The organism is Suilimivivens sp. (genome assembly GCF_037359455.1).
GTDB lineage: Bacteria > Bacillota > Clostridia > Lachnospirales > Lachnospiraceae > Suilimivivens > Suilimivivens aceti.
Genome location: NZ_JAXXXI010000056.1, coordinates 1 through 24,566 on the forward strand (window position 1 = coordinate 1; position 24,566 = coordinate 24,566).

Sequence of the window (24,566 nt, forward strand, 5' to 3'; positions counted from 1 at the left end):
TAATCTATCAAACGAGGTGTCAGGAGCCATACGGTGCTTCTGGCACCTTTTTTGTAGATTTTTTGTGAATTTGATTAAAAAGTCCTTGACAATTTGTCTCTGGATCTGCAGAACCGAAAGGAGCTGCAGATCCCGTTTTTCTTCTTGCCTGTGGTGCCAGCATGGTGTACTCTTAATACAGAATCCCTGCATGCCATGTGGCGTATGCAGAGCGGAAGGATGAAGGACATGAAGGTATCATACATTGACCACAGCGGCTTTCTGGTGGAGACCGGGAGGTGTTATTATCTGTTTGATTATTATAGGAAGAAACTGCCACAGCTTGACTGTAAAAAGCCCATTTTTGTATTTGCCAGCCACAGGCATCCGGATCATTACAATCCGGAGATATTTACTCTGCTGCAGGAAATGGGGATGGAGCAGGTGACAGCGGTTCTTTCGAAGGACATTTCCCGGAAAAAGTATCCGGATGCAGAAGCTTACAGAGGAAATCTGTCTGTTGTGACTGTGAATTTTAATGGAGCTTATGGACTGCCCTGTGAGACAAAGCTGTATACCTTTCATTCCACAGATGAAGGAGTGGCATTCCTGCTCACGTGTCCGGAAGGGGTGCTGTATCATGCGGGGGATCTGAATGACTGGGTCTGGGAAGGGGAACCGGAAAGGGATAACCGCCAGATGACAGGAAGCTACCGGCATGAGATCAATCTGATCGCCGGCCTGCTGCAGGATAAGGGAATACCGGCAGTGGATCTTGCTTTTGTACCCCTGGATCCGAGGCAGGAAAAGGATTATGACAGAGGTCTGCTGTATTTTCTGAAGAAGATTCCGGTAAAGCAGGTATATCCCATGCATTACTGGGGAAACAGTGATGTGATCGGGCAGTTTCTCCGGGAATATCCGGAATACACCGGGATCATACAGGATACGGAGACAGCCGGGAAGGAAAAAGCTTAAAGGAAAGGAATCAGAATATGAAATTTAAAATGGTACACGAGAACTATAATGTGGCAGATCTGGACAGATCCCTTGCTTTTTATGAAAAAGCACTTGGACTTACAGAAAAAAGAAGGATTAACGGAGAAGGCTTTATTATTGCCTATGTGGGAAATGCAGAGAGTGATTTTGAGCTGGAGCTGACTTTTGTCAAGGATCATCCCCAGAACTATGATCTTGGAGAGTGCGAATTCCATCTGGCATTCAGGACAGCCGATTTTGAAGCAGCCCATAAGCTTCATGAGGAAATGGGATGTATCTGCTTCGAAAATCCGGAGATGGGAATTTACTTCATTACTGATCCTGACGGATACTGGCTTGAGATCGTACCGGAGAGGTAAGAAGACAGGCGGATAACCGTTGTTTATGAATAAAAGATATCAGATTTATGGCCGGGAGTCTACAGGGATTTCCGGCCTTATTTGCGTGGAAAAGGGGATAGAAGATTGCCACCGTAACGGTGGCAACATAGCAGAAAAAAGAATGCTATAATGAGCACGAAAGAAAAACAGATGATATAAATTTCAGGCAAGCAGATTGGAGACCATTACCATCAGAAGAAGTAAAATGAATACAAGAGCAAAGTCAAGTAGCAGGATTCCAATCAGTTTGGCCAGTCTGTTAGAAGAACTACAAAGAGGTATGAATTTCTGGATGCACATATAGTTACAGCTTCCGGCAATGACAGAAAGAAAAATCAGCAGCGTAAAAATCTTTTCTGCAATAAGAGCAGAAAAACTGCTGACAGTTTTGGAGGTCAGCGTCAGAGACAGCCAGAACACCATAAGATAAACGGGAATGGCGATGAGCATATGCCATGGTGTAAGAGTACGAAAACCGGGCGGGAGTATGGAAAAACGTTTTTTTGTGTAAGTAGATGAATTTTCATCCGGCTCGGAAATGGACAGACGGGAAAGCTTCTTCTGCAACTGTGTAACGGAAGAAAACCTTCTGGCAGGATCCAGTTGTGTACAGGTATCAATGACAGAATCAAATTTGTGAGATGGTACGGAAAGAGAAGTATTTAGTGTACCAAGAAGTATACCAATGGCATAAATATCTGTCTGGGGCGAGGAAGAACCAAAGCCGTACTGTTCGGGAGCAGCATATCCCTGGGTCCCGAGAAGTGCAGTGTCTGAAATCTGCCCTTCTGTATAGTATTTTGCGATATTAAAATCCAGAAGCACAACATGGTCATAAGCGGTGATGACAATATTTGATGGTTTGATATCACGGTGAATGACTGGGGGATTCAGGGAATGGAGTTTTTGAAGGATCGTGCAGAGCTCGGAAATATAATGGTAAATGGCAGTTTCAGAAAGACATCCGGAATCTATTTTATCCTGTAGAGTATCACCGGAGATATATTCTTCTACTACAGTAAGAATATTGTTGGTTTCCTGCAATTCTATGATTCTTGGCACTCCGGTAATTGGGGGATCTTTAAGAGCCTGAAATACAGAGAGATTGTATCTGGTAAGAAATTTTCTTACATATAGTTTGTCTGTCTCTTTGCGACGGACAAGGTACACGTGATGTTCTTCGTTTAATGCTGTGATATTATGATAACAGGAAAGGAACAGTTGGTTTTTAAAATCCATAGGATAAAACTCCTTTGACATAAATTATATTTATTATACCAGATGGGAGAATTTTATGCGTAAAAAAAATACACGGGAACTGGAGAATATTCTGGAGGGTGCCCATACAAAAGATTTTGCCATATTTTATGAAAATAACAGGGAAAGCATGATGACGGAACAGGAATCTTTTCCGGTGTATATGAAAAACATATTCAGGGAAAAAAAGATGACACAGCAGATGGTTTTTCTGAAAGCAGATATTCCGGAAAGATATGGGTACAAGATATTGTCAGGAGAAAAGCATACAAAGCAGAGGGATACGATCCTGAGGATCTGTTATGCAGCGGAGCTGACACTGGAGGAGACACAGGAGGCACTGAAAAAATACGAAATGCCGCAATTATATGCCAAAATGCCAAGAGATGCGCTGCTGATGATCATATTTAATGAAAGACCTGGCAGCATTATTGATGTAAATGAACTGCTGAAGCGTAATGGTCTGGAACCACTGCGTACAAGCGGGTTCAGTGAATAAGAAAGAAAGGGGGGATTTACTATGGGAGATAAAGGAAAAGCAGTAGCGGTTATGGCAGGCCTAGTGGCCGTTTCAGGAGTTGTCTTTGCCGGTGTGATTCTTGGTGCAATTACAATGTGGAGTCATAACAGACAAATACAGGAAGCCGGGAAGCGGTCAGATGCCGTAGTAACGGCAGAAGCTTTAGATGTGGGAGATGGAAGTATCGAAGGAAACAGTGCAGTGCAGACCGAGAACAAATCTGAAAAAGATGGGCAGTCTGCTGACACTGGAAGTTCAGAAAACGGAGGAGAAAACAAGGCAGGAAATAAAAGTGGACCTGTAAGCATTGAACCACAGCTTTTACTGGATCAGAGCGGAGTGACTATAACAGCGCAGAAATATGTGACGGATGACTTTTGGGGTGATGGAATTCAGATTTTAATAGAAAACCATTCGGGCCGCAATGTGACAGTAGGATGTACAGCCTTGATTGTCAATGACTATATGATTTCTGATCTGTTTGCGGTAACTGTAGCAGACGGAAAGAAGGATCAGTCAACAGTCTATTTCCTGAGCGGTGAACTGAAGGCAGCAGGAATAGAAATGATCGGGAAAATAGAGATATATTTCCATATTTACGACAGCGATTCGTGGGATAATATTTATGATTCAGAATGCGTAACAATTAAAACTTCAGCTTATGATTATATGGACAGTACACCAAATGACATGGGAAAGGAATTGTATAATGCAGGAGGAATCAGGATCGTCGGAAAAGAAGTGGATGAAAACAGTTTCTGGGGTACAGCAGTGCTGCTATATATAGAAAATAACTCGGGAAGAAATATAGGAGTTTCCTGTAAAGATCTTTCAGTTAATGATTATATGATGACACCACTTCTGGCGAGTACGATCTATAGTGGAAGAAAATCTATTGATGATATTACTATTTTTTCTTCGGATCTGGAAGAAAATGGGATCACAAGGGTAGAATGGATTGATTTTTCGCTTCATATCTACGACAGCAATACGTATGGAACGATTGTGGATACATCGCCAGTCAGAATAAATACACAGTAAAAATAATATGAGAAAGCAGTACCTGCAAGGTACTGTGAGAAGGAGAAAAGAGCATGAAAACATGGAAGTTAGTATCAGGAGTTTTGTCAATTATTTTATTTTTTATTGTAGCACTGCAGTCCTGTGCCGCAGGCATGGTAAATGCAATGGAAGCAAATGGGGGATCATCTGGTTCTGCTGGAATTTTGGTTGGAATACTGATGCTGGCAGGTGGAATTGTGTCAATAGCATCCAGAAATGCAATCGGGAATGGTGGAAATATAGCGATTTTGATTCTTTTTGGACTGGCCGCACTTATAGGATTGGCAGGACATGGAAATTACAGTGATCTTGTAATCTGGTCTTTCTGGTGCCTGTTGAATGCAATTCTTGCTGTGATAGCAATGGTGAAAAACAGATAGAAACGGACATGATAATGCTGAATCATCCAGGAACCGGTGACACAAATAAGCCAAGATCCGGCGGCAGATAGGTGAACAGGAGGAAGCACACCAGAGTAATAATGACAGCTGTCCACAGCGGGATCAGAAAGGGAACTCCCCTGCAGGACAGAGTAAGGCGGTATGTCCGGATGAAAGCGACCAGAACGGCAATTACAAAGGTAGTAATATCAAGTGCCATATAATTTTTGCCGAGGATTCCGGAATAGGTATAAAACAGTACCGGGATCAGGAAAGTGCCGGAGAGAATGCCGGCAGGCAGTGCCGAAGCGAGGCAGGGATAGTCCTCTTTCAGCCTGCTGTACAGGAAAAGGGCATAGAGAAGCATGGGAAAAAAGATAAGCTTCATATGCTCCCAGGTAGATTCACTGACCGGGAAGAAAAAGCCGATGATGAAGTTCTGCAAAGACCAGTCATACACAAAATGAGCAAGACTTCCGGTGACCAGAACAAAAATTATTCCAATGAGAGTAAAACGTTTTAAAGGATTCATAGAAGCAGTATATGAAGCTTACAGTAAAAAGATACATTTTGCGTGAGCACATATGGTTTCTCATTTCAGCAAAAACAGTTACAGGATTAGAATGAGCAATAAGCATGCTTTATCACTACTATGTTGTGGTTTCGCATGCGGTGGGGCATGAGAAGAGAATTGTGAGTGTGGTGCCCCAGGAATAGAAAAAGAGAGCAGTGAAAAAGGATAAACGGGGCATAGAAAGAGAAAAAAGAGTCAGATGCCCCGAAAAACCGAGAAAATTGTGAGAAAGCATAGAAAAGTTGAGAAAAGTACCAAAAAGCGGGGCATGAGAAGAGAATTGTGAGTGTGGTGCCCCGGGAATAGAAAAAGAGAGCAGTGAGAAAGAATAAACGGGGCACAGGAAAGAGAAAAAGAGTCAGATGCCCCGATGAGGCAGACAAACTGACAAAAAGGGGCTGTCGCAAAATCATCAACAATAGATGATTGAGTGGCAGCCTCTGCCGTTATAGACATAAACCGGGATGAAATCTATTTTTCTGGATTTCATCCCGGTTTTTTGCCGTACTTTAATAAGCCTTTGTTTTTTTTACATATTTTAGGCTGACTGTACTTCAAATAAATACGTTCTGGTTCGCCCCTTCTGGATTTTTGCATGCAGTTTATTCAGATTATACCCCATGCAAAGCAAAAGAATCTCAAGTTTTACTTTGGTTTTTCCCCGGAGCAGAAATCTCTGGAATTCATAATCATTTTTCAAAACTCCGAATGCCCCTTCCACCTGTATGGAACGGTTCATCCGGTACTGGATCCCGGTTTCGCTCAGGATATTTTCGTATGATTCCTGACGCTTCTCCAGAAAGCTTTTTGAAATATACAGCCGTTTATTCCCTTTCGCACGGGTACATTTTTCCTTATGGGGACAATAGGTGCAATCATCGCATTCATACACGGTTACTTCCGATTCATAGCCACTTTTGCTTTTCTGCTTCTTTACGAAAAGAGCTTTCAACTTTTTACCGGCATGGCAGGTATATGTGTCCGTCTCCTTATCATACCCCATATTTTCACGTTTACTGATGTCCTGTTTAAAACTACGTTTCTTCCATTTTTCATAGGTCTGGGGCTTGATATACGGCTTCTGACCTGAACTACGCAGATAAGTATATCCTTCTTCACTTTCATACCCGGAATCAGCCGTGACGCTTGGATAACGAAACCCCAGTTTTTCATCCATCATCTTTAAAAATGGAACCAGTGTCCAGACATCATTTCTGTCCTGAAATACATCTGCCGATACAATGTATTCGCTGTCTGCCCCAATCTGTATGTTATATCCCGGTTTCAACTGGGCATTCCGCATATGGTCATCCTTCATGTGCATAAATGTTGCATCCGGATCGGTCTTACAATAATTGTTCCTTCCCTGGAAGCTGGCCGTATGCCAGTTGTAGGTCACCTGCCGTTCCCGGAACCTTTGGAAAAGCTCCAGATATTTCTGATTTTTGCTTTTTCGTCTGCCACGTCCATAGACGAACTCTGTTCCATCCTGCTGGCATTTTTCTTCCAGATAGCTAGAGATTTTTTGCAGATCCTGCGCTCTGGATTCCGCATTTACAGTAAAAGACTGCATATAATCATGATTCAGAAGCCTTACAGCTTCCTGAATCTTATGAAACATTTTTTCTTCCCATTTTCCTACAGATTTCTTCCAGACAAACGTATATTTATTGGCGCAAGCCTCCAGTTTTGTTCCATCAATAAAAACGGTTTCTGTGGATAATTCTTCCGCATCTTTCAGGCGGCGTACCATCTGATAAAACAGGTCTTCGCAGGCATCCGCAAGGAATTCGGTTCGGAAGCGTGCAATTGTGCTGTGATCCGGAGCTTTTTGCCCAGCAAGCAGCCACATAAAGTTGATATCCCTGCGGCAGGCCTGCTCGATTTTCCGGGAAGAATAGATGTTTTGGGAATAAGCATAGGTCAGGATTTTGAACATGGTCTTCGGATCCACCGCAGGATTTCTTCCTTTGGAAGAGTAAGCCTTATACAATAAAGTATAATCGAGTTCCTCAAGCTCATGGCTCAGCAGCCGGACAGAATCGTCATCTGGGACAAAACCTTCTAAACTTAATGGCAAAACCAGTTGATAAGTTTCGTTGAATTCGGTATAATTTTTTTGGTATTTTATTTTACTAGTCATAATTTATTATACCATGAATGGCAGGTTCTTCGGAGCCTGCTTTTTCATTTTTGGCACAAACTTTTTGGCACAAAAAGGAGCTGCTGCTCCATAGATGATTACTCATCTATTTTGCAACAGCCCCTTTTACGGGTGATTGAGAAAAATTGGACGCTGGCTGGCAGAGTAATCTGCCAGCCAACCCATAAAGCCAATATCTTATTTACATCATACCGTCCTTGATCACATTGTGGTCACGGAGCAGTTTCTCTACGACAGTACCCTTTACTACATGGAGCAGAGGCTTCTTCAGTGCATTTAACGGGCCGGGAAGCTCGATCTCCAGAGGAGACATACCATCCATCAGCTTGACACTGCTGTCCAGAAGCTCTCTGATATCATAAACGCTGCCCCATACCTCCGGAACACCTCTGTCAACACCAAGCAGGCCGTAAACAGCTTCCATAGCGGTTCTGACAGAATATTCTGTAGTGAATACGGTATCTCTTGGAGTCTGTGCAAACTGGCCAAGGAATGCGAAGTTTACGCAGCCATCCGGGATGACATCAGGACGGTCACCGGCAGCTCTTGGCATGAAGAATGCGGTAATGTAAGGCATCATGGTCGGTACGCAGACTGCACTGTGCTCAGCCAGTTCAGCGATTTCCTCTACCGGAACACCAAGGTGATACAGCCACTCCTCAGTGATCTCCTTACCGGTACAATCCTTCATGGGCTTCTTGATATAGTCACCGGGTACATCTGTAAACAGACCATATACCCATACACAGACTTTTTCCTTGTCCTGAGTCTTGAACTGACCCTGACGGTTGATCGTCCAGCTCAGCAGCCAGCTGGAATCCTTGCAGCTTACGATGCCGCCGGTAACAACCTTGCCGGTTCTGGGATCACGCTTGCAGATATTGGTGATATAAGGAATGATCTTGTCATCCAGTGTAGTAACAGTTGCGGATTCCCAGTTGGTCTTGGAAACATCGGAACAGAACTTTTCAGGATGTCCGAAGGATGGATCCTGTGCGGCGATATTCTTCCAGAGACTCCAAACGCCGCTGGTACGAACCTCAGCGTCTCCGTTGGGAGCGTGGTTCTGATCACCATAAATAGTGCCCTCTGTGCAGCTTCCATTGGTAACAAATACCAGGTCATTTTCGGTAAGGACGATACCCTTTTCCACACCGTTTACTTTGCATTCGATGGCCTTGGCAACCTTCTTGTCATCCTTGATGTCAAAGATAACGTTGGTAACCTCAGTATTAAACTGGAAGTCAACACCGGCAGCCTCCAGATATTTCTGCATGGGCAGGATCAGGGACTCATACTGGTTATATTTGGTAAATTTCAGTGCACTGAAATCAGGGAGCCCTGAAATATGGTGAATGAATCTCTGGAAATAGAGCTTCATTTCAAGGGCACTGTGCCAGTTCTCGAAAGCAAACATGGTTCTCCAGTATAGCCAGAAGGTAGAATCAAATACTTCCTCATCGAAAACATCTTCAATAGTCTTGTCATAAAGATCCTCGTCCTTTGTCATGAACAGCTTCATGATCTCCATGCAGCCCTTCTGGCTCAGATTGAACTTGCCGTCTGTATGGGCATCCTGGCCACGGTTCTCGGTTGCACGGCAGAGAGAGTAGTTGGGATCCTCTTTATTTAACCAGTAATATTCATCCAGGACAGAAGCACCGGGAATCTCGAGGGAAGGAATGCTGCGGAACAGATCCCACAGACACTCGAAATGGTTCTCCATTTCACGGCCGCCTCTCATGACATAGCCTCTGGAAGGATCAAAGATACCATCACAGGCACCGCCGGCGATATCCATAGCCTCAAGAATATGGATATGATCTCCCTCCATCTGGCCATCCCTTACAAGGAAGCATGCTGCTGCAAGAGAAGCAAGTCCGCTTCCTACGATGTAAGCGCTCTTTTCGTCTACGCCATCGGGCTTCTTCGGTCTTGCAAAGGCCTCGTAGTTACCATTGGAATAATAAATTCCTTTACTGTTCTTGTCATACCTGCCAAGCTCGGTATTACGGTATTCCTTTTTGGCAGCAGCAACAGATGCTGTTCTCTGCTTTTTTGCAGCGCCTGCCTTGCGGCCCTTTGATGCAATGGCTACAGCGCCTGCACCTGCGGCAAGAGCTGCCAGTCCAAGTGAAATATTTTTCTTTCCTGACATAATAAAAACCACCTTTCTCTTTATCCGATAGATTTAAAGCTGCTTTTTTGTTTCTGTGAACTTATAGTATGTGTTTTTTGAGGGAATTCCAATCAGCAAAAAACAGGGAGTGATAAAAATTTTATCATTGAGTCTATTTTGTAAAAAAATTGCCAAAGATGGAGGTTTGGTAGTATAATTGCCGGACTGGGAAAAATATTGATTTTAGTTGAGAGAAACAAAATGAATCAGATGAAGCTTATGGAAAGGAGCAGCTTAAAATGCTGCTGATGGTGATCTTTTAGTATGTATTCTTTATTACTTGCTGTGATTTATCTGGCATTTATCAGCCTTGGACTTCCGGATGCACTTCTTGGGTCCGGCTGGCCGACAATGTATACACAGCTGCAGGTTCCCTTCTCCTATGCGGGGATCATTTCCATGATCATTTCAGCGGGAACCATCGTTTCCAGCTTTTTTTCAGACAGACTGACAAGGAAATTCGGAGCAGGACTGGTGACAGCGGTCAGTGTCCTTCTGACAGCAGGAGCCCTGTTTGGGTTTTCGGTATCAGATTCCTTTTACCTATTATGCATTATGGCGATTCCCTATGGTCTTGGCGCCGGCGCAGTGGATGCGGCACTGAACAACTATGTGGCACTTCATTATTCCTCCAGGCATATGAGCTGGCTTCACTGCTTCTGGGGTGTCGGGGCAGCGGCAAGTCCATATATCATGGGCTTCTGCCTTGGAAAAGGGCTTGGCTGGAGCCGGGGGTACTTCAGTGTATCCATGATCCAGATCGTGATCATGTCGATCCTGTTTATCAGCCTGCCGCTCTGGAAATCCCGGACGGATGAAAAAGAGGGAGGAATAGAGCCGAAGGGTGCAGAAGCAGAGCAGATCCAGACAGATCAGACTAAAGCCGCATCCTCAAAGGCGCTGAGCTTCCGGGAGATCCTGCGGATCAAGGGTGCACCGTACATATTGATCACCTTCTTTGCCTATTCTGCCATGGAGACGACCACAGGACTCTGGGCCAGCAGCTATCTGGTGCAGTACCTTCTGATGGAACCGGAGAAGGCAGCAAAATTCGCTTCCTTCTTTTATCTGGGAATCACAGTAGGAAGATTCCTGTGCGGATTTGTGGCAGACAGGATGGGAGACAAAGCACTGATCAGACTGGGAGGTGGTATTGTCGGAGCCGGTATTCTGCTTGTGCTGATCCCGTTTCCGGTGACGACGCCGGCGCTCCTTGGACTGGTGATCATTGGATTTGGCTGTGCACCTGTCTATCCGGCGATCATCCACTCTACGCCGTTTTATTTTGGCAAGGAGAATTCTCAGGCGCTGATCGGCATTCAGATGGCCTGTGCCTATGTCGGAAGTACCTTTATGCCGCCGCTGTTCGGAACACTGGCAGCAAGGATCGGCATCTGGCTGTATCCGGTATTTCTGCTTGTGTTTGAGGTGCTGATGGTATTGACCTCAGAAAAATTAAACCGGATCCAAAATGGATCCGGCACGGAGTAGACAGAATAGAAATTGTTTTTGGGAAAGGACTGCATATTAAAAATGCAGCCGCCTTCTTACAGCTTCCCGGAGCCGCTGCCTTGACAGGATCGTCAGCAGTGTAATGGAGATCACAGCACACACAGTCAGGACGATAGCAGACCATGTAAGCCGCATGGGTTTTGTGAAAAAATGCTCGATCAGAAGCTCAAGCCCCATGCAAAGCAGAGCGGTCTCTACGAAAAAGTAAAGCGTTGTCGTCAGATAGGATACCCGGAAATGCTTCATCAGGATCGCAAATATTTCACAGAGGATCGTGCATAATCCAACAATGGGAACCGCAAGGGCAAAGAACCAGTGCTGATCCGTGGTCGTAAAGCTGATCAGATACAGGTAAAAGGCAATACCCGCACCATCAAGGGCAAGAGATAAGTACATGGGCAGATGCAGCGTGGTGATCGCCGGAAGCAGCACGATAAAGAGCAGCAGGCAGGCACCGATGATAAAAAGGGACCAGAGGCTGCCGGTAAAAACAAGGAGATTTAATAAAAGGCAGCTGGCACTGGTAGCTGTCAGGATAATGCCGATCAGAAGGGTAAAATCCCGGCGCTTTACAGTATCCACCTCTCCCCGCTGCTCCGGGAAGGGAGGAACGGCATCTGCGATCCTCTTAAGTTCATTTGGATTGATGACAGGGGTATTGCACAGGGGGCAATGATCCAGGGAACTGTCCAGCTCCACCCCGCAGTTTACACAGTATGACATGAAAAACTCCTTTCGTTTAAAAACGGTTACTTTCTATTTTTACATGGATTCCGTCCTGCACCAGCTTACGGAAAAAGTACCGTTCCACATCTGCTTCTACGATACAGCTTGCAAAGTTGATGGTAAGGGTATCCTCGAAGCTGACGATAGCACAGTTGGTTCTGGAGGAAAAGGGCTGTCCCATATAAATATCCATGCGGTCAATATAAGGCTCCATATTTTCAGGAACCCTGATAGCTCCCATGTTGGTAAGTCCGGCAGAGGAGCTTTTGTCCTGGATCCGGGAATAGAACTGCTTCACCACGTAATCCTTGATAAAAAGCGGTGTGATGCGGATCAGGGGATTGCGCTTGGTATTGGCATTTGTAGTGATATCACCACGCAGGAACTTTTCGTTAATATAATAGCGCATATAGTGATGCACCTGACTGACGATCTCATCAAAGCTGTACTCTCCAAGCCTTGGATCCACACCGGGATAGATCATGGTAATAAAGTTGCGCAGGGTCTTTGACGGAAAGAAGCGGCGCAGGTTTACCGGCATGGCGATCTTTACCGGCTTTAAGTGAAGCGGGTGGTCATCCTTCTGCTTCTGAAGCAGGGCATAAAGGAGTACAGCGTTCAGGTATTCTGTCAGGGATGCCTGATAGCTTTTGGCAACCTTCATGACTTCAGAAACGGACATGATGCCGTCAATGACATGGAAGGTATAAAAAGGCTCCTTGGTACCGCGTACACGGTAGGCCTTTGCACCGGTGCGCTTCGGGCAGAGCTTTGAATTGGCATAGCGCATATAGGCATCCTCGAACTCTTCGGCAGGCGGCGTTTCGTGGATATCCTTTACGAAGTAACCGCAGTCGATCTGGTGCCCGAGAAGCCGCAGATATTCGGCTGTGATGGTCTGCAGCACATACATGCCGCCGCTTCCATCGCCGAGACTGTGATGAGCCTCCAGTGAGATCCGGCAGTTATAATAGTAGATACGGATCAGATACCGGTTCCCGGCCTTGAAGGGCATGGGCATACAGAAATTCCGGATGTCCTCCCGGACAAAGGGACCTGGCCGCTTATTGGGTTCTAAGTACCGCCAGAAAAGCCCTTTACGGATGGCAGTCTTATAGGTAGGAAAGCGGACAAGGCTGGCATCCACAGCCTGCTGCAGGATATCCGGACGTATGGGCTCCTTCAGTACGACAGAAAGCCGGTAGACGGAAGAAAAGTCCCTGCGCTGCAGGGTCGGGTAGACGATAGCAGAAAGATCCAGCCGGTACCAGATCTTTTTGGCGGCACCTGCGGTATGCTTTCTTTCCTGTGATGGAGCTGTATGTGAAGCTGTAGTAGTTTCTTTGTTCAAAGGTATAGACTCCTGACTATTTTCATATTATGCTAATTCTACCACAAAAGCTTAAAAGAAGGAGAAAAATTTATGGCAGCAGGAGAAAAAAGAAAAAATATCAGATTATCTGAAGAAAATGTGAATTTCCGGATGATGAATCTGATCCGGAAGGTACATGGTATGATAGATGATCCTGATATAGAGAAGCACAGACATTCCCAGAACCAGGTGGGAGCACTTCTTGGCAATCAGAAGGATGTGCTGATCACACCGGTAAAGATAAAGGACATGGAAGCCGAGTGGGTATGTGCCAACCGCGTCCATATGAAAAAGTACGTGATCCTGTACTGCCATGGCGGCGGATATTCAACTGGCAGCAGGATCTATGCGAGGACACTGACAGACAAGCTCGCACAGTCTACCTCCATGGATGTGCTCTGCTTTGATTACCGGCTTTCTCCGGAAAATCCCTATCCGGCAGCTCTTGAGGATGCGCTGAAGGTATGGGATTACCTGATGCTGTATGGTTATGGGGCAAGAGATGTGATCATTGCAGGCGATTCAGCAGGCGGCAATCTGGCACTTTCCCTGACACTGAAGCTAAAGGAGGAAGGAAGACTCCTGCCAAGAGGACTGGTATTGCTTTCACCCTGGACAGACCTGACTTCCTCAGGTAAGAGCCATGAAAGCAGGAAGGAAGTAGATCCGGTACTGGATGAGGATTATTTAAACAGAATGATCCAGAATTATGCACCGGGCATGGAGCTGACAGATCCGCTGATCTCTCCGTTATTTGGAAATTTTGAAGGCTTTCCGCCTACGTACATCCAGGCAGGGGATAATGAGATCCTGCTCAGTGATTCTGTGTCACTGCATAAGAAGCTGGTTGCAGCAAATGTGTCTGTCAGGATGAATGTGTACAAAAGAATGTGGCACGTTTTCCAGATGTCACCCTTAAAGGTATCCTATGAGGCCATGGAAAAGTGCGCTGAATTTATTTATGACATCTGCCGTTAAAATAAAAAAGGAAATCAGAAGCTTTCGCAGAATAATCTATAGTAGACACAGGAAATACGAGGAAGCATATGAACATTCGAGAAAATCTGGAACAGCTGGAACAGGATAATTTAAGTCCCTACGCAGCACACAGCCGGGATTCCAGGGGACGGCTCCATCCGGAGGAGCAGTGCGATATCCGTCCTGTCTATCAGAGGGACAGGGACAGGATCCTTCATTGCAAGGCGTTCCGGAGACTGAAGGATAAAACACAGGTCTTTCTTTCACCGGAAGGTGATCATTACAGAACAAGACTTACCCATACATTGGAAGTATCGCAGAATGCCAGGACGATCGCCAAGGCTCTTCAGATGAATGAAGATCTGGTGGAGGCGATTGCCCTTGGCCATGATCTTGGACACACTCCCTTCGGACATGCTGGAGAGAGGGCGCTGAATGCGGTCTGCCCTTACGGCTTCAAGCACAATGAACAGAGTGTACGGACGGTAGACATTCTGGAAAAGGGCGGACAGGGCTTAAATCTTACCTATGAGGTACGGGACGGCATCCTGAACCACCAGACGGCAGGTATGCCCATGACGTTGGAAGGGCGTATTGTCAGACTGTCCGATAAGATTGCCTATATCCATCATGATATGGATGATGCGATCCGTGCCGGGATCCTGACAGAGGCAGATGTGCCGAGGGAGATTGGAGAAGTGATTGGCTTTACCACAGGGGAGAGGCTGGATCATTTCATCCATGATATCGTAAGCACCAGCTATGGGAAGGATGACATCATGATGTCATCGCCGGTAGCGGAAGCCATGAAAAAGCTGCGAGCTTTTATGTTTGAACGTGTCTATAAGAATAAAGAAGCAAAGAGCGAAGAGGGAAAGGCAGAGATGCTGGTGCAGACCCTTTACAGCTATTATCGTCATCATCTGGAACTCCTGTCGGAGGATATGATCGGACTGATCAACCGGGGAGAACCGGAAGAAAGAGTAGTGTGCGATTACATAGGAGCCATGACAGACCGTTTTGCCATAGCTAAATATGAGGAGATCTATATTCCCAGATCCTGGCATATCTGACAGGGACAGGAAGCAGTGTGATCGCAGAGAAGCAGGGATGGTTACATGTATTATCCGGAAGAAGTAATCGAAGAAATACGGATGAAAAATGATATAGTGGACGTGGTTTCCGGGTATGTGAAGCTGCAGAAAAAGGGGAGCAGTTATTTTGGACTGTGTCCCTTTCATAATGAGAAGTCACCTTCCTTTTCCGTGTCCCCAGGCAAGCAGATCTATTACTGCTTTGGCTGCGGGGCAGGAGGAAACGTGATCTCCTTTGTCATGCAGTATGAAAACTATACCTTTCAGGAGGCTGTGAAATTCCTGGCTAAGAAGGCAGGGATACAGCTTCCGGAAGCAGAATACAGTGAGGAAACCAGAAAGAAGGAGAACAAAAGGGCAAGGCTCCTGCAGGTAAACAAGGAAGCAGCGACCTACTTCTTTCATCAGCTCCGCAGTGAAAACGGCAGGGCAGGCTGGCAGTACCTGAAGAAAAGGGAGCTGTCAGATGAAACGATCCGGAAGTTCGGGCTTGGCTTTGCCAATATGACCAGTAATGATCTGGTGAAATTCCTGAAAAGCAAAGGCTATGAGGATGAGGTGATCCGGGATGCCGGGCTTGCCACCTTTGATGAGAAATTTGGCTTCCATGACAAGTTTTGGAACAGGGTCATGTTTCCTATCCAGGATATCAACCACAGGGTCATCGGCTTTGGCGGAAGAGTCATGGGGGATGGTAAGCCAAAGTACTTAAATTCACCGGAAACACCAGTGTTTGATAAGAGCCGGAACCTTTACGGACTGAATATCGCAAGAACGGCACGGAAGAACCAGATCATTCTCTGTGAGGGCTATATGGATGTCATTACCATGCACCAGGCGGGATTTTCCCAGGCAGTGGCATCCCTTGGAACGGCATTTACAGAAGGACAGGCTTCCCTGCTGAAGCGCTATACAGACGAGGTGATCCTTTCCTATGACAGTGACGGGGCTGGTGTGACAGCAGCACTGCGGGCCATCAGCATCCTGAAGGAAGCCGGGATGACGGGAAGGGTGCTGAACCTGGAGCCTTATAAGGATCCGGATGAATTTATCAAGAACTGCGGTCAGGAGGCCTTTCAGAAGCGGCTGGACGGGGCAGAGAATACCTTTTTCTTTGAGATCAGGATGCTGCAGAAGGATTATAACATGCAGGATCCGGAATCCAAGACGAAATTTTACCGGGAGATCGCAAGAAAGCTCTGCGGATTCTCAGAGGAGGTAGAGCGTGAAAATTACATTCAGGCGGTAGCACAGCGCTATCAGATCAGTGTGGAAAATCTGCGCAGACTGGTGCTTTCCTATGCCATGCAGACAGGCTATGCACAGCCGGTAGAAAGGCCAAAATCCGGAATACGGAAGAAGAATACAGCAGAAGAGGGCGTCAGAAGAAGCCAGAGGCTGCTTCTGACGTGGCTCACCGATATGCCCTCCCTTTATCCAAAGATAAAGAAATTTATTACACCAGAGGACTTTACCGAGGAACTTTACCGGAGGGTGGCAGAGAAATTATTTGATCAGCTTGAACAGAAGACAATGGATCCTGCCGGGATCATTGGCATGTTCGAGGAGGAAGAGGAGCAGCGTATGGCTGCCGAGGTGTTCAGCACGAAGCTCACGCAGCTTTCGAACAGACAGGAGAGAGAAAAAGCCTTCCATGATATTGTTCTTGCAGTGAAGGAAAACAGCTATGAACAGTATCTTGCTGGCTCAGGAAGTGATGTAAATGCGTTAAAGGGTGTGATCGAGGGCAAAAAAGCACTGGAAGAACTTGACAAAACGCATATTTCCATAGAGGAAAGCTAATACTTTTACTATATTTTCAGGAAGGATGGAAACCCATAATGGATGAAAACACACAGGCAAAATTTGATGAGAAACTGAAAGGCCTCTTAGCAGTTGCCAAAAAAAAGAAGAATGTTCTGGAGTATCAGGAGATCAATGATTATTTCGCAGACATGGCTCTGAATGAGGAGCAGTTTGACAAGATCATGGAAACCCTGGAGCAGAACGGTGTTGATGTACTGCGTATCACAGAGGATGATGATGTGGATGATGAAGAGATCATTCTCTCTGATGAGGATGAAGTGGATATGGAGAACCTCGATCTCTCTGTACCGGATGGTATCAGCATTGAGGATCCTGTCAGGATGTATCTGAAGGAGATTGGTAAGGTGCCGCTTCTTTCAGCCGAGGAGGAGATCGAGCTTGCCAAGAAGATGGAGCAGGGCGACCAGGAAGCAAAGAAACGTCTGGCTGAGGCAAACCTTCGTCTTGTTGTCAGTATTGCCAAGAGATATGTGGGAAGAGGAATGCTGTTCCTTGATCTGATCCAGGAAGGGAACCTTGGTCTGATCAAGGCTGTTGAAAAATTTGATTACCGGAAGGGATACAAGTTCTCCACCTATGCAACCTGGTGGATCCGTCAGGCTATTACGAGAGCAATCGCAGATCAGGCAAGAACGATCCGTATTCCCGTGCATATGGTAGAAACCATAAACAAGCTGATCCGGGTATCCAGACAGCTGCTGCAGGAGCTTGGGAGGGAACCTACCCCGGAAGAGATCGCAGAGGAGATGAACCTGCCTGTTGAGAGAGTCAGGGAGATCCTGAAGATCTCACAGGAGCCGGTTTCGCTGGAAACACCTATCGGTGAAGAAGAGGATTCCCATCTTGGTGACTTTATCCAGGATGATAACGTGCCCGTGCCGGCAGATGCCGCTGCCTTTACCCTGCTGAAGGAGCAGCTTGTAGAGGTACTCAGCACACTGACAGAAAGAGAGCAGAAGGTCTTACGACTCCGCTTCGGACTGGATGATGGACGTGCAAGAACCCTCGAGGAGGTTGGCAAGGAGTTCAATGTCACAAGGGAGCGTATCAGACAGATCGAGGCCAAAGCACTAAGAAAGCTCCGCCATCCCAGCAGAAGCCGCAAGCTGAAGGATTATCTGGATTAAGCCATGAATACTGGAAAAAACGGATTATCCAGGAGGCTGCAGGCGGTTGCTGATCTGGTTTCTCCCGGGAAAAGGGTCTGTGATGTCGGCTGTGACCATGGCTACGTCTCCATTTATCTGATAGAAAGTGGAAGGGCAGATGCCGTGCTTGCTATGGATGTCAACAGAGGACCTCTGGAGAGAGCCAGGATCAATGTGGAGAAGCATGGCCTTACCGGTTACATAACGCTGAGACTGTCAAACGGGCTGGATGCCTACAGGACAGGTGAGGCACAGAGCCTTGTTATTGCAGGAATGGGCGGCAGACTGATGCAGTCCATTCTGAAAAAGGATAAAGAAAAGACAGAGGATTTTGAGGAGCTGATCCTGCAGCCCCAATCGGAGCTTGCTCTTTTCCGGAAATTCCTGCGCACAGAAGGATATACGATCGTGCAGGAGGAGATGATCCTGGAGAGTGGGAAATTTTACCCCATGATGAAGGCACGAAAAAAGCCGGTATATGGAATATGCCGGGCAGAAGGATGTGTCAGTGCAGGAGATGGCAGCCGGCAGCAGAGTGGTCTTCCAGATGGCATTACAAAGGAGCTGGCCGATGCCTTTGGTTCCTGCCTGCTTGCCAAGAGAGATCCGGTGCTGTATGAATATATTTTCAGGCAGAAGGAGGATATCCTGAGACTGATCCATGCCATGGGAGGACAGGAAGAAAGTGAGCGGTGCAGGAAGCGGAGAGAGGAATTAAAGGCAGAGCTTTCACTGCTTACACAGGCAGAGCGCCTGTATCAATAAAAGGGAGGATTCTTTGAGATGGCAAAGATTACCATAGACGGGGTTACCGGAGAATACCCGGATGGAATGACCTATGAGGAGATTGCGGATGCCTATCAGGACAGGTATGAGAATACCATAGCACTTGTCCTGGAGGATGGTAAGATACGGGAGCTGATCAAAACAGTGCATAAGGACTGTACCCTTTCCTTTCTGACGCTGAAGGACAGCATTGGCCACAAGGCATATGTAAGAACGGCAGTCATGGTACTGCTTCGGGCGGCAGTAGATGTGATCCCGGAAGCAAATATCAAAGTGGAATTTGCCATTGGCCCCGGTTATTACTGTGATGTACGCATGGAAAAAAAGCTGACAGAGGATATGGTAAAGCAGATCCGGGCAAGAATGCAGGAACTGGTAGATGAGAAAATCCCGATCACCAAGAAGACCTATTCTATTGATGAAGCCAGGGAGATCTTCAAAAAACAGAAGATGGAGGACAAAGGGAAGCTGTTTAGGTATAAGAGAAGCTCCTTTGCCAATGTATACTGCCTGGATGGCTACTATGATTACTATTATGGCTTTATGCTGCCAGATACAGGCTACGTGAAATATTTTGACCTGATGCTGTATGAAAAAGGACTGCTGCTGCTTTTGCCGGGGATGGATGCTCCCTGCATGCTTGAAGTGTTTGGTCCCAGGGAAAAGCTGTTCCGGACGTTGAGAACAGCCTCACACTGGGGAGAAATGATGAATATTGATTCTGTAGGCGACCTGAACGATACGATCTGTGCAGGGGAAATGAATGATATGATCCTGGTACAGGAAGCACTGCTTGAGCGCAGGATTGGGGAGATCGCGGAGACTATTGTGAAAAAGGGCAATGTGAAGTTTGTCCTGATCGCAGGACCTTCCTCCTCCGGGAAAACTACCTTTTCCCACAGACTGTCCATACAGCTCCGTACCTATGGAAAAATCCCGCATCCGATCGCACTGGATGATTACTTCGTGAACCGTGAACTGACACCAAGGGATGAGAACGGAGATTATAATTTCGAATGTCTGGAAGCTATTGATGTAAAGCAGTTCAATGAGGATATGGAACGGCTTTTGCGCGGAGAAAGGGTTGAACTTCCCACATTCAATTTCAAGACAGGGAAGAGAGAGTACCACGGCAGATATAAGCAGCTTGGAGAAGAGGATATCCTGGTGATCGAGGGGATTCACGGGCTGAATCCGGAGACGACCTATTCCCTTCCGGATGAGAGTAAATTCAAAATTTATATCAGTGCCCTGACAAGCCTGAACCTGGATGAGCATAACCGCATTCCGACGACGGATGGGCGTCTTCTCCGCCGGATGGTGAGAGATGCCAGAACAAGGGGTGCCAGCGCCAGAAGAACTATCGAAATGTGGCCCTCTGTCCGAAGGGGTGAGGAAAACTATATTTTCCCGTTCCAGGAGGAAGCGGATGAAATGTTTAATTCTGTACTGATCTATGAGCTTTCTGTGCTGAAGCAGTACGCAGAACCGCTCCTTTACAGTATAGAGCCGGGAGAACCGGAATATTATGAGGCCAAGAGACTGCTGAAATTCCTGGAATATGTACAGGGAATTGACAGTCAGAATGTGCCGAGCAATTCGATCTGCCGTGAGTTTATCGGTGGGAGTTGCTTTCCGGTCTGAAATAAGTTATAGTAAATAAATGTATCAAGTAGGACAAATGGTCGCGGCTGTCTTTATGACAGGTGAGGAAAGTCCGGGCTTCACAGGGCAGGATGCCGGATAACGTCCGGTGGAGGCGACTCCAAGGAAAGTGCAACAGAAATGTACCACCGTCATGTCATGCATGACGGCCAGGGTGGAAGGGCAGTGTAAGAGACTACCGCCTGTCTGGTAACAGACAGGGCACATGTAAACCCCATCCGAAGCAAGACCAAACAGAAAGCGTTTGAACCGGCCCGGTGAGCTTTCAGGTAGGTTGCTTAAGACTGCTGGCAACAGCAGTATTAGATAGATGACCATTCGACGACATAACCCGGCTTATCGTCCTGCTTGATATTTTTATTCATTCAGGAAGCTTTTAAAAGAGGAACCCATGAGGAGATTATTTTCAGCTCTTTTTCCCTGTATTCTATTGCTGCTGGTACTGCTGGCGGCTTTTCAAGGCAGAAACTCATCTGCAGCACTCTCAGAAGCAGAACTGGAAAACAGAATATGGCAGCTTTCTGTGGTGCTGTGGGGTGAAAACGCAGAGGGAAGCGGCTGTATTTATGGATATGATGAAGAGAGACAGGTGCTTGTGATCATCACAGCAGGACATGTACTGAAGGAGCTGCAGGGCAGCATAGAGGTTAAGCTTGCGGATGGTACAGTGCTGCCGGCTGCTTCTTTTCTCACAGCGGAAGAATGTGACCTTGGATATGTGTATCTTCCTTATGAGAAATTGCCAGAAAAGGAAAAGGCATACTTTGAAAAAGAAGCAGACGGAAAATCCGGGGAATTTCTGCAGATCAGGGAGAGCAGCAGCCTTCAGAAAAATGATGCTTTCCATATGCCGGATAAAATCAGTACAGGAGAGTGTTCATTTGTTACCGGGTATGTGGTAGATCCGGACAGGTATCTTGAGGAGTTTGGCTGTGAAATGATCTATGCAGATGGAGGCGCTGTGCCTGGCATGAGCGGCAGCGGGATGTTTGATGATTCGGGCAGGCTTATAGGAATTCTGTGCGGTGCCACAGAACAGTATGAGCTGGCAGGTGTACCTGCAGAAAGGATAGAGAGATACAGGCAATAAAAAATCCGGCTCACATGACGGTATGAGCCGGATCGCTTATTATTCTATATGATATCCAAAGAACTAAGCCATCTTGTTGACAGCCTGAGCTAAACGGGATACTTTTCTGGAAGCTGTATTCTTGTGATATACGCCCTTGGAAGCAGCCTTGTCGATTGTGGTTGTTGCAGCAACAAGTGCGCTGGCAGCAGCAGCCTTATCGTTTGCTTCGATTGCAGCATTTACCTTCTTAACAGCAGTCTTAACACCAGACTTGATCGCCTTATTTCTTTCAGCCTTAGTTCTGTTGACTAAAATTCTTTTCTTAGCTGATTTAATGTTAGCCATGATTCTTACCTCCTATATAAAATCATCAGTTGCCATGATGTTTCATTAAAGCCGGAGACACGGACGTCTTAATGCAACACACACGCATATTATTGTAGCCGGAGAGGAGCAGTCTGTCAATAGATTTTTCAGAGAAATTGCATGAATCTGCATAAAAGTGCACATACTGAAGGCACAGAAAAGCCTGTATGAGAAAAACAGGATAAAACAGGCATAAAAAGGACGGATATTTAGATGGGCAGCTTTAAGATCAGAACCGATCTGGCACTGGAGGCCAGAGAGAATGCGGAGGAGGAAGCGGAATCACTTTCCGGTGTTTCAGTAGAAGAAGTTTACCATGAGGACAGTGAGGTGCGGATCACAAAAGTCAGCATCACATCGAAAAACAGTGCGAGGGCACTTGGAAAACCCATGGGAACCTATATCACATTGGAAGCGCCGGCCATGACACAGCAGGATGAGAATTACCATCAGGAAATTTCCGGTGAGCTTTCCATGCAGCTTAGAGAGATCATACCTGAGCTGGAAAAGGAAAGCTCGATCCTGGTGGTAGGGCTTGGAAACCGGGATGTGACGGCTGATGCTCTTGGACCTAATGTGGTGGATAATCTGACAGTGACAAGGCATATGGTAAAGGAATTCGGAAAGGCAGCCTATGGGAAGGAACGCATGCATGTGACCAGTGCCCTGATTCCGGGAGTTATGGCAAAAACGGGCATGGAATCTGCTGAGATCATAAAAGGTGTTGTGGAGAAGACAAAGCCGGATGCAGTGATTGTGATCGATGCGCTGGCAGCCAGATCCATAAGGAGGCTGAACCGGACAGTTCAGATTTCGGATGCCGGGATCCATCCGGGTTCAGGAGTGGGAAACAACAGAAATGTGATCACCAGGGAAAGTCTTGGTGTACCGGTGATCGCCATTGGCGTGCCGACGGTAGTAGATGCTGCCACGATCGTGAATGATGCATTTGCAAAGCTTTCTGGCGGGGAAGGCAGGGAATGGATGAGAATGCAGGATTTTCCGGAGGGATTTTCTGAATTGTATAATATGTATGTAACCGGCAAGGATGTGGATTATGAGATCAAGCAGATCAGTCATATTATCTGTGATGCCATAGAAGGAGCACTGGATATGCAGGCATGAATGTCCGTTTTCCGGCATATATTTCCCTGTGGAGAGAATCCGTATGTCAGGGAAATGGAAAAGGAAAGCACTGCTTACTGCAGGAATTATCATACTGGTTTTGGGACTGCTGATACAGGGAACTGCAAGGAAAAACGGAAAAGAAAAAAGTACTGGCGGCAGGATCATGGAAGGTCTGGCAGAGGCTGCTATGGAAAGGGCACTGGCGGACTCCTGTCTTCTGCCTTTTTTTCTGGAACAGGGGCAGGGGACACTGGAAGATGACAGTCCGGCAGGAAAGGCCGTGGAAGAGATGTTCCCTCTCTATACCTATACGTTTCATGAGGTGCAGGAAGGGGAGGATGAGGATCAGAAAAATATAGATGAAGAAAATCTGGATTATGGGGAAGGTGCATTACATATTGACAGTGATCTGATCGCCAGGATGCAGCAGGAAAATGATGGTTATCAGGAAAATATGGATCAGGCAGAAATATCAGAAGAGAATGATCAGGAAAATACAGACAAGGAAGAGGATACGGATACCGGATCACAGGGAGAATCTCAGCAGGATGATGGCATGGATGGAGAGAAAGCATTTGAACCTGCGGCATTTCCGGCGTATTCCTATGACTGGTCTGAGAAATGGGATTATGAGAAGCTGGTTTCGAACTTTTATGCCATAGACGGTACGACTGGTCTTGACAGCTCCTATGTGGGGCTGGATCAGCTTCTCTATCAGGATATGGCGATTACAAGGTCTCCAGAAGGGCCGGATATCCTGATCTATCATACCCATTCCCTGGAGGACTTTGCAGATTCTGTGCCGGGGGATCCGTCAACCACGATTGTCGGCGCAGGTGAGAGGCTTACGGAGATCCTGCAGGATACCTATGGCTTTTCCGTGATGCATGACATAGGAGGATATGATGTGGAGGCAAGAGATGAGGCCTATAATAAATCGCTGCCAGCCATCGAACAGATCCTTGCGGAAAATCCAACCATCCAGGTGGTGATCGACCTGCACAGGGATGAGATGAAGGAAGGAAAGAAGCTGGTCATGGAGCTGGATGGACGGCCGACAGCCAGGTTTATGCTTTTTAACGGCATGAGCTATCTGAGGAACAAGGGGAAGATCGCTTATCTGGAAAATCCGTATCTGCAGGAAAATCTGGCATTTTCCTTCCAGATGCAGGTGGCAGCCAATGAGTATTATCCGGGTCTTGCCAGAAAGATCTATCTGAAAGCTTATCGTTATAATCTGCACCTCTGCCCGAAGAGTCTTCTGGTCGAGCTGGGTGCGCAGACAAATACGGTAGAGGAGATCATGAATGCCTGTGATCCCCTGGCTCATATCATTTCCATTGTTTTGAACGGCCAGATGTGATATGCTGATAAATGTGCAGCCATGGCTAAAAAGAG

At 46.5% G+C, this 24,566-nt stretch carries 22 protein-coding genes and 1 other RNA gene; 16 read left to right on the plus strand and 7 right to left on the minus strand.

What is annotated here, in order from left to right; genetic code table 11:
• Window positions 1-228 precede the first annotated feature (228 nt).
• Window positions 229-957, plus strand: a complete 729-nt coding sequence (locus WJQ40_RS12530; protein WP_262573569.1) for an MBL fold metallo-hydrolase — start codon at window positions 229-231, stop codon at window positions 955-957.
• A 17-nt stretch (window positions 958-974) separates the two neighbouring features.
• Window positions 975-1,337, plus strand: a complete 363-nt coding sequence (locus WJQ40_RS12535) for a VOC family protein (RefSeq protein ID WP_118797563.1) — start codon at window positions 975-977, stop codon at window positions 1,335-1,337.
• Between the two features lie 183 nt (window positions 1,338-1,520).
• Here the strand turns inward: WJQ40_RS12535 and WJQ40_RS12540 are convergent, their stop codons facing one another.
• Window positions 1,521-2,597 carry a protein kinase gene (locus WJQ40_RS12540; protein ID WP_337540607.1) on the minus strand — a complete coding sequence of 359 codons (1,077 nt, stop codon included), beginning with the start codon at window positions 2,595-2,597 and terminating at the stop codon, window positions 1,521-1,523.
• 55 nt (window positions 2,598-2,652) lie between these two features.
• Here WJQ40_RS12540 and WJQ40_RS12545 point away from each other — a divergent pair, with 55 nt between their 5' ends.
• From WJQ40_RS12545 to WJQ40_RS12555, 3 genes are read left to right on the plus strand one after another with little or no spacing between them, the layout of a single operon-like run.
• The gene (locus WJQ40_RS12545; protein ID WP_262573561.1) at window positions 2,653-3,114 is read left to right on the plus strand and encodes a hypothetical protein; all 462 of its coding nucleotides are present in this window, start codon (window positions 2,653-2,655) and stop codon (window positions 3,112-3,114) included.
• 21 nt (window positions 3,115-3,135) lie between these two features.
• Window positions 3,136-4,176 (plus strand): hypothetical protein, encoded by a 1,041-nt coding sequence (locus tag WJQ40_RS12550; protein ID WP_337540609.1) that lies wholly within the window; start codon window positions 3,136-3,138, stop codon window positions 4,174-4,176.
• Window positions 4,177-4,229: 53 nt separating this feature from the next.
• Complete coding sequence (locus WJQ40_RS12555) at window positions 4,230-4,577, plus strand: hypothetical protein (RefSeq protein ID WP_337403647.1); 348 nt, start codon at window positions 4,230-4,232, stop codon at window positions 4,575-4,577.
• Between the two features lie 22 nt (window positions 4,578-4,599).
• Here WJQ40_RS12555 and WJQ40_RS12560 read toward each other — a convergent pair whose 3' ends face one another.
• The 3 genes from WJQ40_RS12560 to WJQ40_RS12570 form a co-directional block, all read right to left on the minus strand.
• Window positions 4,600-5,109 carry a DUF6512 family protein gene (locus tag WJQ40_RS12560; protein ID WP_337540612.1) on the minus strand — a complete coding sequence of 170 codons (510 nt, stop codon included), beginning with the start codon at window positions 5,107-5,109 and terminating at the stop codon, window positions 4,600-4,602.
• A 580-nt stretch (window positions 5,110-5,689) separates the two neighbouring features.
• Window positions 5,690-7,294 carry an IS1182 family transposase gene (locus WJQ40_RS12565; protein WP_337540614.1) on the minus strand — a complete coding sequence of 535 codons (1,605 nt, stop codon included), beginning with the start codon at window positions 7,292-7,294 and terminating at the stop codon, window positions 5,690-5,692.
• Window positions 7,295-7,496: 202 nt separating this feature from the next.
• Window positions 7,497-9,473 (minus strand): oleate hydratase, encoded by a 1,977-nt coding sequence (locus tag WJQ40_RS12570; protein WP_118797565.1) that lies wholly within the window; start codon window positions 9,471-9,473, stop codon window positions 7,497-7,499.
• Between the two features lie 285 nt (window positions 9,474-9,758).
• Here WJQ40_RS12570 and WJQ40_RS12575 point away from each other — a divergent pair, with 285 nt between their 5' ends.
• On the plus strand, window positions 9,759-10,985 hold the full coding sequence (locus WJQ40_RS12575) for an MFS transporter (protein WP_337540616.1): 1,227 nt from the start codon (window positions 9,759-9,761) through the stop codon (window positions 10,983-10,985).
• A 36-nt stretch (window positions 10,986-11,021) separates the two neighbouring features.
• On the opposite strand, the gene WJQ40_RS12580 is transcribed toward WJQ40_RS12575, so the two are convergent.
• Both WJQ40_RS12580 and WJQ40_RS12585 read right to left on the minus strand, forming a co-directional pair.
• Window positions 11,022-11,729 (minus strand): DUF6320 domain-containing protein, encoded by a 708-nt coding sequence (locus WJQ40_RS12580; RefSeq protein WP_337540618.1) that lies wholly within the window; start codon window positions 11,727-11,729, stop codon window positions 11,022-11,024.
• 16 nt (window positions 11,730-11,745) lie between these two features.
• Entirely contained in the window at window positions 11,746-13,083 is a 1,338-nt protein-coding gene (locus WJQ40_RS12585; protein WP_262573546.1) for an alcohol acetyltransferase, read from the minus strand.
• Between the two features lie 72 nt (window positions 13,084-13,155).
• On the opposite strand from WJQ40_RS12585, the gene WJQ40_RS12590 reads away from it, so the two are divergent.
• The 8 genes from WJQ40_RS12590 to WJQ40_RS12625 all read left to right on the plus strand — a co-directional run bounded on the left by WJQ40_RS12590 (window position 13,156) and on the right by WJQ40_RS12625 (window position 21,692).
• On the plus strand, window positions 13,156-14,082 hold the full coding sequence (locus WJQ40_RS12590; protein WP_262573545.1) for an alpha/beta hydrolase: 927 nt from the start codon (window positions 13,156-13,158) through the stop codon (window positions 14,080-14,082).
• Between the two features lie 68 nt (window positions 14,083-14,150).
• On the plus strand, window positions 14,151-15,155 hold the full coding sequence (locus WJQ40_RS12595) for a deoxyguanosinetriphosphate triphosphohydrolase (protein ID WP_337540621.1): 1,005 nt from the start codon (window positions 14,151-14,153) through the stop codon (window positions 15,153-15,155).
• A 45-nt stretch (window positions 15,156-15,200) separates the two neighbouring features.
• Window positions 15,201-16,979: a DNA primase gene (gene dnaG / locus WJQ40_RS12600; RefSeq protein ID WP_262573542.1), complete on the plus strand. Its 1,779-nt coding sequence runs from the start codon at window positions 15,201-15,203 to the stop codon at window positions 16,977-16,979.
• Window positions 16,980-17,017: 38 nt separating this feature from the next.
• A complete protein-coding gene (rpoD, locus tag WJQ40_RS12605) occupies window positions 17,018-18,130 on the plus strand; it encodes an RNA polymerase sigma factor RpoD (protein WP_337540624.1) in 1,113 nt (370 codons plus the stop codon).
• 3 nt (window positions 18,131-18,133) lie between these two features.
• The gene (locus WJQ40_RS12610; RefSeq protein WP_337540626.1) at window positions 18,134-18,916 is read left to right on the plus strand and encodes a class I SAM-dependent methyltransferase; all 783 of its coding nucleotides are present in this window, start codon (window positions 18,134-18,136) and stop codon (window positions 18,914-18,916) included.
• Window positions 18,917-18,934: 18 nt separating this feature from the next.
• On the plus strand, window positions 18,935-20,581 hold the full coding sequence (locus WJQ40_RS12615) for a nucleoside kinase (protein ID WP_337540628.1): 1,647 nt from the start codon (window positions 18,935-18,937) through the stop codon (window positions 20,579-20,581).
• 25 nt (window positions 20,582-20,606) lie between these two features.
• Window positions 20,607-20,957, plus strand: an RNA gene (gene rnpB, locus WJQ40_RS12620) — RNase P RNA component class A.
• 36 nt (window positions 20,958-20,993) lie between these two features.
• On the plus strand, window positions 20,994-21,692 hold the full coding sequence (locus WJQ40_RS12625; RefSeq protein WP_337540630.1) for a serine protease: 699 nt from the start codon (window positions 20,994-20,996) through the stop codon (window positions 21,690-21,692).
• Between the two features lie 63 nt (window positions 21,693-21,755).
• Here the strand turns inward: WJQ40_RS12625 and rpsT are convergent, their stop codons facing one another.
• Window positions 21,756-22,019, minus strand: coding sequence for a 30S ribosomal protein S20 (rpsT, locus tag WJQ40_RS12630; RefSeq protein ID WP_118797574.1), 264 nt, complete (start codon window positions 22,017-22,019; stop codon window positions 21,756-21,758).
• A gap of 234 nt (window positions 22,020-22,253) precedes the next feature.
• Between rpsT and gpr the strand changes: the two genes are divergently transcribed.
• Entirely contained in the window at window positions 22,254-23,165 is a 912-nt protein-coding gene (gene gpr, locus WJQ40_RS12635; protein ID WP_118797575.1) for a GPR endopeptidase, read from the plus strand.
• A 43-nt stretch (window positions 23,166-23,208) separates the two neighbouring features.
• Window positions 23,209-24,531, plus strand: a complete 1,323-nt coding sequence (locus tag WJQ40_RS12640) for a stage II sporulation protein P (RefSeq protein ID WP_337540633.1) — start codon at window positions 23,209-23,211, stop codon at window positions 24,529-24,531.
• Window positions 24,532-24,566: the final 35 nt, after the last annotated feature.